Below are 13,277 nucleotides of genomic sequence, written 5' to 3' on the forward strand. Positions count from 1 at the left end.
GGGATGACGGGAGACCAGGGATGACCATTCAAACCAGATTGTTGTGCGTGATTGCGGTGTCGGGCTTTGCAGCCTTTGCGGCGAGCGCTCCGGCGCAGGCCCTGACCGCGCAGGAATGCAGCGCCAAGTACCAGGCGGCCAAGTCGGCCGGCACCCTCGGCGGCCAGAAGTGGAATGATTTCCGCAAGGCCCAGTGCGGCGCCGACGCGACCCCCGCTGCGGCGCCCGCCGCTCCGCCGCCGGCAGCCGCCGCGCCCGCTCCGGCCGCGCCGAAGGAAGCCAAGCAGGCGCCCGCCGCGGCACCGGCGGCGCCGTCGGGACCCGCCGTGTTTCCGAACGCCATCGATCCCAAATACGCCAAGGAGTCCGAAGGCAAGGGACGCATGCACACCTGCGTCGACCAGTACAATGCCAACAAGGCCACCGGCGGCAATGGCGGCCTGAAGTGGATCCAGAAGGGCGGCGGCTATTACAGCGAATGCAACAAGCGCCTGAAGGGCGCCTGAGTCCTTACCCGTACGGATGTTCGACGAGAGCGGCCGGCGCAAGCCGGCCGCTTTCCATGGCGGCTAGCTCTGGAGCTATTGGCTGTCCGTGAGCAGCTTGTCCGCCGACTGCGCCAGCAATTGCGCGCGCTTGCGTGGGCCGCGGTCGAGAAACAAGAGGCTCTGGCCGAAGATGAAGCAGTAGAACAAAAAGGCCTGCGCATCGGCCTCTTCAGTCGGCAGCCCGGTGGCGCGATAGAGCTGGGCGACATTCTTCAGCCGCGCGGCATCGACGCTCGCGGCAGCGGCGGCAGCGGCTTCATCGGTGCGCGCCCATTGCCGGATCGCGAGCTCGACCGCCATCGCCTCGGTGTTCATGCGCTCCGAATAGAGCGTGATGATCGCCTTCAGCCGCTCGCGCGCGCTCGCGCCGTCGAGCGCGGTGTGCTTCTCGATCGATGCGATGCGGCCGTCGCGCCAGCGCGTCAGCATGGCCTCGAGCAGCGCGGCGCGATCCCTGAAGCGGCGGTAGAAGCCGCCCTTGGTGACGCCCAGATTCTTGGCCAGCACCTCGACCCGCACACCGTCGACCCCGCTATGCGCGAGTTCGGCAAAGCCCGCCGCGACCCAGACATCGCCCTTGCTTTCAGTCATGTGATCTCCGCGTACCCCTCTGATACGGTACCGTATTGCTAGCCCGCTTCGTCCCTGATACGCTACCGTATCAAAGATCGAAAGGAGGGATCCGATGGAGGGTGAGGCGACCTATCGCGGCACGGTCTATCCCTGGCACTGCGACCATATCGGCCACATGAACGTCATGTGGTATGTCGGCAAGTTCGACGAGGCGAGCTGGAACATGTTCGCGCGGCTCGGCCTGACGCCGAGCTATCTGCGCGAGTCCGGCCGCGGCATGGCCGCTGTGCAGCAGAACATCTCCTACAAGCGCGAGCTGCTCGCCGGCGACCTCGTCGAGGTCAAGAGCCGGCTGGTCGAGTTCCGCGACAAGTCGATCCGCATCCTGCACGAGATGCGCAACGCGGAGACCGGCGAGGTCGCGGCGACCTGCGAGATCGCGGCCGTGCATATCGATCGCGCCGCGCGCAAGGCGGCGCCGTTTGCGCCGGCGATCCGCTACGCCGCGATGCCGCATCTCGTCCCGTCAGAACCCGTGAGTGCGTGACCCGCCATGTCCCGCTTCGAGCCGAAGAATCCCGATTATCGCGCGGTCGCGACCGATACGTTCGCGCGCCAGCGCGCGATGCAGACGCTCGGTATCTCGATCGCGCGCATGGAGCCCGGTGAAGTCGATCTCGCGATGCCCTACGCGCCGAAATTCTGCCAGCAGAACGGATTCGTGCATGCCGGCATCATCACCGCGGGCCTCGACAATGCCTGCGGCATAGCCGCCTTCACGCTGATGCCTGAAGGCTCCGACATCCTCACCGTGGAGTTCAAGACTAATCTCTTGGCGCCGGCCCGCGGCGAGCGGTTCGTGTTCCGCGGCGTCGTGGTCAAGCCCGGTCGGACGCTGACGGTCTGCGACGGCCGCGCCTACGCGATCCAGGACGGCGTCGAGACGCTGGTCGCAACCATGAGCGGCACGCTGATGGCGCTGGCGCGGCGGGAGCCGCGTGTGGTCGCGGCGGAAGGCTAATCCCGTCATGCTGAGGAGCCGCGTAGCGGCGTCTCGAAGCATGCACGGCCCGGCTAGTGGCCGTCCATCCTTCGAGGCTCGCTCCGTTCGCACCTCAGGATGACGGTCTGAAAAGGTGTGACGTATTCGAAAGCGGCGCCCAAGATCTGCGCACGCATCCAAGACCCGCGCATTGACAAGCTCCCGCCACACCGACCTGATAGGCGGATGCGTCGCGCGAGCTTCCTGCCATGATCGCCAGCCTCAGCCTGATCCTGCTCTGCCAGCTGGTCGGCGAGGTCGCCGTGCGCGCGCTGGCGGTACCGGTGCCGGGTCCGGTGGTTGGCCTCGTGCTGCTGCTGTTGCTGCTGCTGGCGCGCGACCGCTTTCCGGCGCTGGCGCGCGGGCCGCTCGGCGATGACGGCGTCGAGAGCGCGAGCCGCGGCATGCTCGCCAACCTCTCGCTGCTGTTCATTCCGGCCGGCGTCGGAGTGGTGCAAAAGCTCGATCTGCTCGCCGAGCACGGCATCGCGGTCCTGGTGATCCTCGCGGTGTCGGTCATCGTCACGCTGCTGGCGACGGTTGCGACCTTCGTTGCGGCGAGCAGTTTGTTTTCGCGCGAGGAGGAGAGGCCGTGAACGACAATCCGTTCTCGCTCTGGGTCTACCTCTCGCAGTCGCCGCTGCTCTGGCTGACGGTGACACTGTTGACCTACGCGGTGGCCGACGCGGTGTCGCTGAAGACTAGGCGGCACCCGCTCGCCAATCCCGTGCTGCATTCGGTGTGGATCATCGGCGTGTTCCTGCTGCTAACCGGGACCACCTACACCACCTATTTTGCCGGCGCGCAGTTCGTGCACTTCCTGCTCGGGCCGGCGACGGTGGCGCTCGCGGTGCCGCTCTACGAGAACCGCAGGCGGGTCGCAGCGGCGATCCTGCCGATGCTGGTTGCGCTCGCGATCGGCTCGCTGACGGCGATCGTCTCGGTGGTGCTGCTGGCGCAGGCGTTCGGGCTGCCGCGCGACGTCATCCTGTCGCTGGCGCCGAAATCGGTCACCGCCGGCGTTGCGATGGGCATCAGCGAGTCGCTGCATGCCGATCCCTCGCTGACCGCGGTGTCGGTGATCCTCACCGGCATCATGGGAGCGATCATCGTCACGCCGCTGATGAACTTCACCGGCATCACCGACTTTCGCGCCCGCGGCTTTGCGGCGGGCATCGCCGCCCATGGCATCGGCACCGCGCGCGCCTTCCAGGTCGACGAGGTCGCCGGCGTGTTTGCCGGGATCGCGATGAGCCTGAATGCGCTGGTCACCTCGCTGCTGGTGCCGCTGGCCGTGACATATCTGCTGCGCTAATCCCGGCTGCAGGGCAGTTTTGTGCTATTGGTATGGCGTTGAGCAGCAAATCCTTCTAGGGTCGCCGCCTCAAACGCGAGTCTGTTCCCCTTGGTGTTCTCCGCAACTCAAAGCATGCTTGGGCTGGCATCGGGCATGCTGGTCGGCTTTTCGCTGGGCCTGGTCGGCGGCGGCGGCTCGATCCTTGCCGTGCCGCTGATGGTCTATGTGGTCGGCGTGCCGGAGCCGCATGTCGCGATCGGCACGTCGGCGATCGCGGTCGCTGCCAACGCCGCGGTCAATCTCTCCAACCACGCCCGCGGCGGCACCGTGATCTGGTCCTGCGCGCTGGTGTTCGCGCTGTCGGGCATGCTGGGCGCGTTCGGCGGCTCGATCCTCGGCAAGATGCTGGAGGGGCAGAAGCTGCTCGCGCTGTTCTCGCTGGTGATGCTGGTGATCGCGGGCCTGATGCTGAAGAGCCGCGCGCGGGTCGGGCTGACCGACGTCAAGATCTCGATGTCCAACATGCCCGCGATCATCGGCCTCGGGCTTGCCACCGGAACCATGTCCGGCTTCTTCGGCATCGGCGGCGGCTTCCTGATCGTGCCGGCCCTGATGCTGGCGACCGGGATGCCGATCATGAACGCGGTGAGTTCCTCGCTGGTGGCCGTCACCGCCTTCGGCATGACCACGGCCCTGAGCTATGCGTGGTCCGGGCTGGTGTCGTGGGGCCTGGCGGGGCTATTCGTCGCCGGCGGCATCGCGGGCGGCCTGCTCGGCACGAGCGGCGCCCGCCACCTGTCGGAACGGCGCGGCGCGCTGAATATCGTGTTTGCGGCTGTGATTATCGTGGTGGCGATCTATATGCTGCTGCGTAACATCAATGTGTCCTGAACGTAGAAGGGCGACGAGCCCTTGCGAAAGCCAGCCATGACCCAATTGACGAAATCGCCCCTGATCAACGCCGGTGCCACCCGCCGCAACGTGCTCGGCCTGATCGGTGCCGGCATCGCGCTCGTGGCCGGGGGAGCCGCGCGCGCCGAGGACGACAATGTCCTGACCGAGGAGCAGGTGCTGCGCGATCGGGATATTCCGGTGATCGGCAATCCCAAGGGCGACATCACCATCGTCGAATGGTTCGATTACAACTGCCCGTATTGCCGCAAGCTTGCGCCGGAACTGCGCCAGGTGGTGCAGGACGACGGCAAGGTCCGCCTCGTGCTGAAGGATTGGCCGATCCTCGGGCCGGTCTCCAAGGTCGCGGCGCGGATGGCGCTGGCGGCGAAGTACCAGGACAAGTTCGACGTCGCGCATGAGGCGATGATCTCGGTCAATTCGCGCATCACCGAGCCGCGCATCGCCGAATTGCTTTCGGGCGCCGGCCTCGACATGGACCGGCTGAAGAAGGATCACGACGCCAACGCCAAGACGATCGACGCGATCCTTTCGCGCAACAATGAGCAGGCGTTGGCGTTCGGCTTCAACGGCACGCCGTCATTCATCGTCGGCAAGTACCGCGTGCCGGGCGTGCTCAGCATGGATCAGTTCGAGCAGGTGATCGCCGACGCCCGCAAGGCCAATATGGGCCGCAAGACCGAGCAGAATTGATCGCGCTTCCTGCGACGAAAATGGCCTCTCCGGCGCCGGAGAGGCCATCTGCTTTTGTGTCGGCTTGAAAGCAATCGTTACTTCGCCGCGATCTTGTCCCACTGCTCGCGGGTGCGCGTCTTCAGCAGGTTCCAGTCATGCGCCGCGACGTCCCAATTGACGATGGTGCGCGTGTCCTGCGCCACCTCGCCATTGGCGACGCTCGACGTCCGCATCGAGTCATAGACATAAACGCCGCATATCAGCAGCAGCGCGCCCAAAATCATGCCGAAAAAGGTCCGCATCGCTCAATCCCTCCGGTGTCGGAAGCATAACGTTGTGGGGCTCGGTGTGGTTCCGGCGATCGATCAGCTGCGCGCGAACGCCCGCATCACGTACTCGATGAACACGCGCACGCGCGGCGAGAGCTGGCGGTTGCGCGGATAGAGCAGGTTTACCGGCACCGATGGCGGCGGACATTGCTGCAGCACCGGGAGCAGCGTTCCGCTGGCGAGATCGGTTTCGGCATGGAAGCGCGGCACCTGCACGAGGCCGAGACCGAGTTTGGCGCTCGCCAGATAACTCTCAGGGCCGGTCACCGACATCGGCGCAGGCAGCGGAAACTGTTTCAGCACGCCGTCGATCACGAATTCCATCGGCCGCAGACGTCCGGTGGTCAGCGAGCGGATGCCGATCATGCGATGGCCGTCGAGTGCGAACGGATCGACCGGCGTGCCGAAGCGCGCAAGATAATCCGGCGTCGCGCAAGTCAGCCGCTCCAGCATCGTGACCTGCCGCGCGATCATGTCGCTGTCGGGCAGCTTGCCGAAGCGCAGCACGCAGTCGACGCCTTCGCGGATCAGATCGACCCAGCGGTCGCTCTCGCTCATGTTGATCTCGATGTCGGGATATTCGGCGAGGAAGCCCGGCAGGTTCGGCAGCAGGAAGTGCCGCGCCAGCGTGCCCTGCACCTCGAGCCGCAGCAGTCCCTTCGGCCGCGCGCCGCCGAACGCACCCTCGGCGTCTTCGAGGTCCGCGATCAGCGACAGGCAGCGGCGGTAGTGTGCCTCGCCGTCGAGCGTCGGGCGCACCGTGCGCGTGGTCCGCTCGAGCAGCCGCACGCCGAGCCGCGCCTCCAGGCCCTTCACCGCGTCCGTTACCGTCGAGCGCGGCAGCCCCAGATCGTCGGCGGCGAGCGAAAAGCTGCGCCGCTCGACCACCCGGGTGAACACGCGCATCGCGTCGAAACGGTCCATCTATTGTCCGACAATAACGAATAGTGATGTCAGATCATGCGTGATTATCCGGTGGATGCCAAGGCGTAGCGTCCCTCCATCGAACGCGGCGCGGCCGCACAACCCGATGGGAGACTAAAATGACCAACCAAACCAACAAGGTAGCCCTGGTGACGGGTGCCTCGCGCGGGATCGGCGCGGCGGTTGCCGAACGCCTCGCCAAGGACGGCTTCACCGTCGTCATCAACTACTCAGGCGACGCCAAGCCGGCGCAGGCGCTGGCCGACAGGATCGAGGCCGCCGGCGGCCGGGCGCTGACCGCGAAGGCCGATGTCAGCGATGCCAGCGCGGTGCGCGGCATGTTCGACGCGGCGGAAGCCGCCTTCGGCGGCGTCGACGTGCTGATCAACAATGCCGGCATCATGAAGCTCGGCAAGATCGCCGACAGCGACGATGCTGCGTTCGACCAGCAGGTCGCGGTCAATTTGAAGGGCAGCTTCAACACCATGCGCGAGGCGGCGCGCCGGCTGCGCAACGGCGGACGCATCGTCAACTTCTCGACCAGCGTCGTCGGCACCAGGCTCGAGACCTACGGCATCTATGTCGCGACCAAGGCCGCGATCGAGTCGTTGACCGCGATCCTGTCCAAGGAATTGCGCGGCCGCGGCATCACCGTGAATGCGGTCGCGCCCGGGCCGACCGCGACCGACCTGTTCCTGCACGGCAAGTCGGACGAACTGATCGACCGCTTCGCCAGAATGGTCCCGCTGGAGCGGCTCGGCACGCCCGATGACATCGCCTCTGTCGTGTCGTTCCTCGCCGGCCCCGACGGCTCCTGGATCAATGGCCAGACGCTGCGCGCCAATGGCGGCCTGGTCTGACGCCCGCACATCTCCAACCCGACGCGCATTCAACCGACTTCACAAGGATATTTGTCATGAAACAGGTCATCGTCATCACCGGCGCTTCGAGCGGCTTCGGCCGCCTCACCGCCAACGCGCTCGCCAGGGCCGGCCACAGCGTCTACGCCTCGATGCGCCACACCACCGGCCGCAACGCCGCCGCGGTCGCCGATATCGAGGAGTTCGCGCGCGACAACAAGGTCGACCTGCGCTCGCTCGAGCTCGATGTCGGTTCGCAGGCGTCGGTCGATGCGGCGATTGCGCAGATCGTCGCCGAGGAAGGTCGCCTCGACGTCGTGATGCACAATGCCGGCCACATGGTGTTCGGCCCGGCGGAGGCGTTCACGCCCGAGCAGCTTGCCGAGCTCTACGACGTCAACGTGCTGTCGACCCAGCGCGTCAATCGCGCGGCGCTGCCGCAGCTGCGCAAGCAGGGCAGGGGACTCGTGGTCTGGGTGTCGAGCAGCTCTTCGGCAGGCGGCACGCCGCCCTATCTCGCGCCGTATTTCGCGGCCAAGGCCGGCATGGATGCGATGGCCGTGATCTATGCCCGCGAGCTGTCGCGCTGGGGCATCGAGACCTCAATCATCGTGCCCGGCGCCTTCACCGGCGGCACCAACCACTTTGCGCATTCCGGCCGTCCGGCCGACGAGGCCCGCGTCGCCGAATACGAGGCCGGTCCCTATGCCGGCTTCGGCGAGGAGATCATGAAGGCGTTCGCGGCGATCGTGCCCGAGGATGCCGACGCGTCGCTGGTTGCGGATGCGATCGTCAAGGTGGTCGACACACCGTTCGGCAAGCGGCCGTTCCGCGTCCACATCGATCCGACCCAGGACGGTGCCGAAGTCGCATTCGGCGTGATCGACCGCGTCCGCAACGAGATGCTGCACCGGGTCGGCTTCTCCGACCTGCTCAGGCCGCGAGATAACCAGTAACGTTGTCTGGGTTGAAGAGTAGCGCCCGCGCGGCCCCACCCGTCACCGTCATCCTGAGGAGCGCGAAGCGCGTCTCGAAGGATGCACGGCCCCGATGCAGCCGCGCGGCCGCAGCGGGGCCGTCGACCCTTCGAGACGCGCTTCGCGCTCCTCCAGCGACAAAGGCAAAGCCTTTGCGCGGGGGTGACGGGGAGAGAGTCCTTTGAGTGCCGTTGCTCTCATTCACTATTCAGCCACTGCATGATCTCCGCATTGATCTCGCGCGGATAGGTGTGGCTGAGATCGTCGATCTCGCGATAGATCACCTTGGCGCCGGCGGCCGACAGCAGGCCTTGGGTCTGCCGCGCGGTCTGCACCGGAAACATCCAGTCGAGCCGGCCGTGGGTGATGAAGATCGGCAAGCCGCGCAGTCGCTCCGCGTCGGCGATTTCCGCCATCAGCGGATGGAAGGTCGCCGCAACCGGCGCCAGATGCGTGAAGCGCGAGGCGCCGTCGAGGCCGCTCACATAGCTGAAGGTGCCGCCGTCGCTCATGCCGGTCAGCAGCATGCGCGTCTCGTCGATCTTCCAGCGCGCACGCACCTGGTCGAGGATGCGGTTGAGGTTCGGCGTGTCGCTGTCCTCGCCCATCAGTGCCCAGGTCTGGCCGGTCGCGGTCGGCGCCACCAGGATGGCGCCGCGGCTGCGCGCGTCGCGCAGCCAGCTCCACAGGAAGCCGCGGCCGTTGCCGCTGCCGCCATGCAGCGCCATCACCAGCGGCCATGTGCGATCGGGCGTGTAGTATTCCGGCACGTACATCGAGAAGCCGCCGCGGCTGCCCGGCTCGTTGCGCTCATGGAAGATGCCGGTGTCGGCGTTGGGCTTGGCGGCGAGCTTCGCCTGCAGCTCGGTATCCTCGCGCAGATCGGGCGCGACGAAGAAACCGCTGACCGGCGGCAGCTCGGTCAAGGGATAGAGCGCCTCCTGCGCCCGCGGCAGATAGCGCAGCGCGCGGAACACGCTGACCAGATCGCCTTCGCCGTTCTGCACCGCGCGCAGGCCGGCATAGCCTGACAGCGCCGGTTCGATCGCGGCTTCCAGCGCGGTCTTGATGTGCGCGAATTTCTCCGGCCAATCGGCAAGCCGCGGCCGCACCGCCTGCAAGGCCTCCTCCGGTTCACCCGCGATCTGCATCACCCGATCGAAATCCGGCGGGTTGAGGTTGCGGGCGACGAAGGACAGCGACTCCAGCGTCTGCAGCAGCGGCGGCAGCACGGCCACGATGTCGTCAACCACCGCCTCGCTCATCGCTGCTGTCCTTTGATGGTTAGAGCTTGAAGAGGAGAGCTTGATTCGTGGCCGCAGACGCACTGCAAGCGAGAACCGTTGCATGGAAAGAGCCCCCACCCGCATTGCATCTGCGATGCAATGCGACCTCCCCCGCAAGCAGGAGAGGTGAAGAGAAAGGGATCGGTCCGAAGATCATCAATGCAGCCGCGGCGCCTTCAACAGCTTTATGCGGTCGATCGAGGTCAGCGTGACGTCGAAGGTGACGCCCTCGTGATAGATGGTCAGCGGCACGTCGACGCCGGCCGCGCCGAGCGACCAGAGCTTGCGGTAGAAGCCGGCCTGGCTCGTCACCTTGTCGCCGTCGACGGCGAGGATCACGTCGCCGGTCTTCAGTTCGGCGCGCGCCGCCGGTCCCTTGCTGGCGACGCCGACCACCACGAGGCGGTTGTCGATCTCGGTCGTGAACATGCCGAGCCACGGCCGCGCCGGCTTGTCGACCCGGCCGAACTTGCGCAAATCGTCCAGCACCGGATTGAGCAGGTCGATCGGCACGATCATGTTGACATGCTCGGCGTGGCCCGAGCGCTCGCGTTCGAGCTGCAGCGAGCCGATGCCGATCAGCTCGCCGGCATTGTTGATCAGTCCGGTGCCGCCCCAGTTCGGATGCGACGGAGAGGTGAAGATCGCCTCGTCCAGCAGATACTCCCAATAACCGGCGAATTCCTGCTTCGCCGCGATCTGGCTTGCGACCGAGCGCGTGCGGCCGCCGGCGCCGCCGAGCACCACATTGTCGCCGACCTGCGTCGCCGCGGACGAGCCGATCCGCAGCGGTTCGAGATCGACCCGGCCGAGCGCCTGCACCAGGCCGAAGCCGGATTCGAAATCGAAGCCGAGCGCGTGGCCCTCGACCGCGCGGCCGTCGCCGAGATGCAGCCACACCGTGGCGGCTTCAGTGATCAGATAGCCGATGGTCAGCACCAGCCCGTCGTCGATCAGGACGCCATTGCCGGCGCGCTCGGTGCCGAGCGTCTCGGCGCTGAAAGCATCCGGCGGAATGATCGAATGCAGCCCGACCACACTCATCAGCGCGCGATCGAGATCGTAGCGGTAATCTTCGGGGCGAGGCTGAAAGGCCGCGGGCACTTTCCATTCGGTCGTGGAGGGCATCAAGGGATCTCCTGGCGTGCAGGGCGCTGGAACCTCAAGGTAGACCGAGGTTCTGCCGGCAGGGAAGATGGAATGATATACCTTGCAGGGCCGCCTGCACAGCTCATGTGGCGTGCAGACCTGCCCCTCGCAAGATAATTGAACCTATTCGGTTTTTGCCGCACGCGCCGGCATGATGCGGAAGGCACGGTTGTCCTTGATCCACGCGGCGCGCTCGTCGCGCAGCATGGTGCGGCGAACCTTTCCGGAATCGTCGCGCGGCGCGGTGCCGACGCGCTCGAAACTTTCCGGATGCTTGTAGCGGCTGAGCCGGTCCTTCAGGAAATCGCCCATGCCGTCGGCGATCGCTTGTGCATCGGCGCTGTCGGCGAGCTCGAGGATTGCGTGCACACGCTGGCCGAATTCCGGATCGGGCAGTCCGACCACGACGCAGGAGCGCACCTCGGGATGCTCGCTGACCGCGGCCTCGACCTCGGCCGGATAGATGTTGGCGCCGCCGCGCAGCACCATGTCGGCGAGCCGGTCGCCGAGATAGAGGTAGCCCTCCTCATCGAGCCGGCCGATATCGCCGAGCGATTCCCAGCCGTCCGGTCGCCGCTTCGGCGCGGCGCCGAGATAGTGATAGGTCGAGCCGGCGCCGTCATTGGGCAGGAAATAGATTTCGCCGGTCTCGCCGGGCGCGACGTCGTTGCCGTCCTCGCCGATGATCCGCAGCTTCGCGGTCTCGCCGATCTTGCCGACCGAGCCCTTGTGCGCCATCCATTCGACGCCCGAGATCACGCAGGCACCCTGCCGCTCGGTGCCGCCATAGAGCTCCCAGATCCGCTCGGGGCCGAGCCATTCGATCCATTTCTCCTTCAGCCAGGGCGGCATCGGAGCCGCCATGTGAAACACGATATTCAGGCTGGAGACGTCGTAGCGGCTGCGAACCTCCTCGGGCAGCGCCCAGATCCGGTGCATCATGGTCGGCACGAAATTCACCCACTGCACGCGCTCGCGCTCGATCAGTCGCAGCGTCTCCTCGGCGTCGAACTTCACCATGCCGGTGACCCTTCCGCCCCCGAACAGCGCAAAGTGCGAGAGGATGAATGGCGCATTGTGATAGAGCGGCCCTGGATTGAGCAGCGAGGTGTCGCGCGCGATGCCAAGCGTCGCCTCGGCCGTGGTCTCGATCACCGCGGGGTTGTGATCGAGGATCACCTTCGGCCGTCCGGTCGAGCCGCCGCTCGTCATCGCCTTCCAGTAGCGCGCGACCGGCGCATCGAGCGGTTCCCCGGAGAATCCATCCGGCACGAAATTCACCGGCAGCGAATTCGGCGCATTCCAGTCGGGCTCGCCGCCGACCACGAGCGACGGTTTCAGAATCTCGAGCACCGCAGCGGCCTCGCCGCGCGGCAGCCGCCATGACAGCGAGGTCGGCGTCGCGCCGCACTTCCACACCGCGAAGGTCGTCTCGAAGAACGCGTTGCTGTTGGGCAGCCCGATCGCGACGAAGTCGCCGGGCTTGACGCCCTTGGCGGCGAAGGCGCGCGCCCGTGCATTGGCGCGCCGCTCGAGCTCGAGCCAGGTCAACGCATCAGCGCCATGACTGATGGCGATCGCATCCGTGGGCTTGCGTTCGGCATACCAGCGCGGCACGTCGGCGAGGGGGATCAGCATGGGTCGTTTCCGTCGGAAAAGGCGGCTTGAAGCGCTCTTGTTGCAGGGATGTGGCCAAGGCCACGGCCGCCACTTCACCAACAGTGCGGTCTCCGTGTCAAGCCGATGGCTGCCGACGCGGCCGGTATCCCGCTGATGGAATTGTAGAATCCCTGTTCGCTAAAAGCCCCGTCAAGATTCCGGTAAAGTTCAAGCGATCGCGCTAAGCCGGACTTTACGGGGGGCGGGCATTGTGGCCGCTGCGGTTCTGTGCCGGGCGCGTCGATCGACGTGCGCGGTGTGCAATGTCTTTCAATGACCAACGGCTTCAAGGACGGCGACGATGGCGAGCAATGGAGCACGGATCAAGGTCAGTCGCGAGCCGCGGCGCCAGCTCAATAATCGTGCGGCCTGGATCACGGTCGATGATGGCGTGACCGAGCGCGAATGCACCGCGGTCGACATCTCGCCCGGCGGCGCCAAGATCACGACCGAGGTCGAGTTCGAGGTGAAGGACCGCCTCGCGCTGACCCTGCTCGCCGATCACGCCAAGCGCTATCCTTGCGAGGTGGTCTGGCGTCGCGGCAAGACCTACGGGCTCAGATTCGTGACCGCCGAAGTCGAGCCGGTTGAACCGGCCGCGGAGCCAGCCGGCGCGACCTAGCGCGGCGTTTCGTCAATCAATGTTCGAAGGGACGTCGGCGCAGACATCGCCGATCGCATCGGTTGCGCGTTCAATTGTTCACGCCAGGACGTCCCGCAAGCGTGGCTCACGTCATCGCCGCTGCGGGGTGTCGGCATTGCCGGTGGTGCCGGTCGGGCCTCCCGGAAGCGCCGGTGCGGCGCTGCCGCCGCCGGTGCCGGAAGACGGTGCGACGCGCTGGCCGGACTGGGTCGGGAGCGCCGTGCCGCCGACGCCGTTCGACGGCGCGGCGCGGTCGCCTGGCCTCGGCGGCAGCGGGGTGCCGCCGGTGTTCTGCGCGAGAAGCTGGGCCGGTGCGAGGATGAGGCCGGCGGCGATGATGATGGCGAATTTGGTCTTGAGCATTTGCAGGTCCGAGATGGCGCGGTGAGGCTTGAGCGACAGG

General features: G+C 66.4%; 17 protein-coding genes. 10 read left to right on the top strand and 7 right to left on the bottom strand.

The window, feature by feature from the left end; all coding sequences use genetic code 11:
* The first annotated feature begins 20 nt into the window (after positions 1-20).
* Positions 21-506, top strand: coding sequence for a hypothetical protein (locus tag AC1VNY_RS22235; protein WP_018269666.1), 486 nt, complete (start codon positions 21-23; stop codon positions 504-506).
* Between the two features lie 75 nt (positions 507-581).
* Here AC1VNY_RS22235 and AC1VNY_RS22240 read toward each other — a convergent pair whose 3' ends face one another.
* Positions 582-1,139 (bottom strand): TetR/AcrR family transcriptional regulator, encoded by a 558-nt coding sequence (locus AC1VNY_RS22240; protein ID WP_482406776.1) that lies wholly within the window; start codon positions 1,137-1,139, stop codon positions 582-584.
* 94 nt (positions 1,140-1,233) lie between these two features.
* On the opposite strand from AC1VNY_RS22240, the gene AC1VNY_RS22245 reads away from it, so the two are divergent.
* The 6 genes from AC1VNY_RS22245 to AC1VNY_RS22270 all read left to right on the top strand — a co-directional run bounded on the left by AC1VNY_RS22245 (position 1,234) and on the right by AC1VNY_RS22270 (position 5,065).
* Positions 1,234-1,668 (top strand): acyl-CoA thioesterase, encoded by a 435-nt coding sequence (locus tag AC1VNY_RS22245; protein WP_038386591.1) that lies wholly within the window; start codon positions 1,234-1,236, stop codon positions 1,666-1,668.
* A gap of 6 nt (positions 1,669-1,674) precedes the next feature.
* Positions 1,675-2,142 carry a PaaI family thioesterase gene (locus AC1VNY_RS22250; RefSeq protein WP_482406777.1) on the top strand — a complete coding sequence of 156 codons (468 nt, stop codon included), beginning with the start codon at positions 1,675-1,677 and terminating at the stop codon, positions 2,140-2,142.
* Positions 2,143-2,372: 230 nt separating this feature from the next.
* Entirely contained in the window at positions 2,373-2,759 is a 387-nt protein-coding gene (locus AC1VNY_RS22255) for a CidA/LrgA family protein (RefSeq protein ID WP_137476834.1), read from the top strand.
* Positions 2,756-3,478: an LrgB family protein gene (locus tag AC1VNY_RS22260; protein WP_411779337.1), complete on the top strand. Its 723-nt coding sequence runs from the start codon at positions 2,756-2,758 to the stop codon at positions 3,476-3,478. The genes AC1VNY_RS22255 and AC1VNY_RS22260 overlap by 4 nt, the downstream gene beginning before the upstream one ends.
* A gap of 93 nt (positions 3,479-3,571) precedes the next feature.
* On the top strand, positions 3,572-4,351 hold the full coding sequence (locus tag AC1VNY_RS22265; RefSeq protein WP_482406778.1) for a sulfite exporter TauE/SafE family protein: 780 nt from the start codon (positions 3,572-3,574) through the stop codon (positions 4,349-4,351).
* 36 nt (positions 4,352-4,387) lie between these two features.
* A complete protein-coding gene (locus AC1VNY_RS22270) occupies positions 4,388-5,065 on the top strand; it encodes a DsbA family protein (RefSeq protein WP_482406779.1) in 678 nt (225 codons plus the stop codon).
* 77 nt (positions 5,066-5,142) lie between these two features.
* On the opposite strand, the gene AC1VNY_RS22275 is transcribed toward AC1VNY_RS22270, so the two are convergent.
* Positions 5,143-5,349 carry a hypothetical protein gene (locus tag AC1VNY_RS22275; RefSeq protein ID WP_016841536.1) on the bottom strand — a complete coding sequence of 69 codons (207 nt, stop codon included), beginning with the start codon at positions 5,347-5,349 and terminating at the stop codon, positions 5,143-5,145.
* Between the two features lie 63 nt (positions 5,350-5,412).
* Positions 5,413-6,300 carry a LysR family transcriptional regulator gene (locus AC1VNY_RS22280; RefSeq protein WP_482406780.1) on the bottom strand — a complete coding sequence of 296 codons (888 nt, stop codon included), beginning with the start codon at positions 6,298-6,300 and terminating at the stop codon, positions 5,413-5,415.
* A gap of 119 nt (positions 6,301-6,419) precedes the next feature.
* On the opposite strand from AC1VNY_RS22280, the gene AC1VNY_RS22285 reads away from it, so the two are divergent.
* Together AC1VNY_RS22285 and AC1VNY_RS22290 are read left to right on the top strand one after the other, a co-directional pair.
* On the top strand, positions 6,420-7,160 hold the full coding sequence (locus AC1VNY_RS22285; RefSeq protein WP_482406781.1) for an SDR family oxidoreductase: 741 nt from the start codon (positions 6,420-6,422) through the stop codon (positions 7,158-7,160).
* A gap of 56 nt (positions 7,161-7,216) precedes the next feature.
* Positions 7,217-8,116, top strand: a complete 900-nt coding sequence (locus tag AC1VNY_RS22290) for an SDR family oxidoreductase (protein ID WP_482406782.1) — start codon at positions 7,217-7,219, stop codon at positions 8,114-8,116.
* 218 nt (positions 8,117-8,334) lie between these two features.
* Here the strand turns inward: AC1VNY_RS22290 and AC1VNY_RS22295 are convergent, their stop codons facing one another.
* The 3 genes from AC1VNY_RS22295 to AC1VNY_RS22305 all read right to left on the bottom strand — a co-directional run bounded on the left by AC1VNY_RS22295 (position 8,335) and on the right by AC1VNY_RS22305 (position 12,210).
* Entirely contained in the window at positions 8,335-9,402 is a 1,068-nt protein-coding gene (locus tag AC1VNY_RS22295; RefSeq protein ID WP_482406783.1) for a carboxylesterase family protein, read from the bottom strand.
* A gap of 177 nt (positions 9,403-9,579) precedes the next feature.
* The gene (locus tag AC1VNY_RS22300) at positions 9,580-10,551 is read right to left on the bottom strand and encodes a S1C family serine protease (RefSeq protein WP_057016190.1); all 972 of its coding nucleotides are present in this window, start codon (positions 10,549-10,551) and stop codon (positions 9,580-9,582) included.
* 144 nt (positions 10,552-10,695) lie between these two features.
* Positions 10,696-12,210 carry an AMP-binding protein gene (locus AC1VNY_RS22305; RefSeq protein ID WP_482406784.1) on the bottom strand — a complete coding sequence of 505 codons (1,515 nt, stop codon included), beginning with the start codon at positions 12,208-12,210 and terminating at the stop codon, positions 10,696-10,698.
* 322 nt (positions 12,211-12,532) lie between these two features.
* Here AC1VNY_RS22305 and AC1VNY_RS22310 point away from each other — a divergent pair, with 322 nt between their 5' ends.
* Positions 12,533-12,853 (top strand): PilZ domain-containing protein, encoded by a 321-nt coding sequence (locus tag AC1VNY_RS22310; RefSeq protein ID WP_482406785.1) that lies wholly within the window; start codon positions 12,533-12,535, stop codon positions 12,851-12,853.
* Positions 12,854-12,964: 111 nt separating this feature from the next.
* On the opposite strand, the gene AC1VNY_RS22315 is transcribed toward AC1VNY_RS22310, so the two are convergent.
* Positions 12,965-13,237, bottom strand: coding sequence for a hypothetical protein (locus tag AC1VNY_RS22315; protein WP_304498557.1), 273 nt, complete (start codon positions 13,235-13,237; stop codon positions 12,965-12,967).
* Between the last annotated feature and the right edge of the window lie 40 nt (positions 13,238-13,277).

This window comes from Bradyrhizobium ferriligni (genome assembly GCF_056837965.1).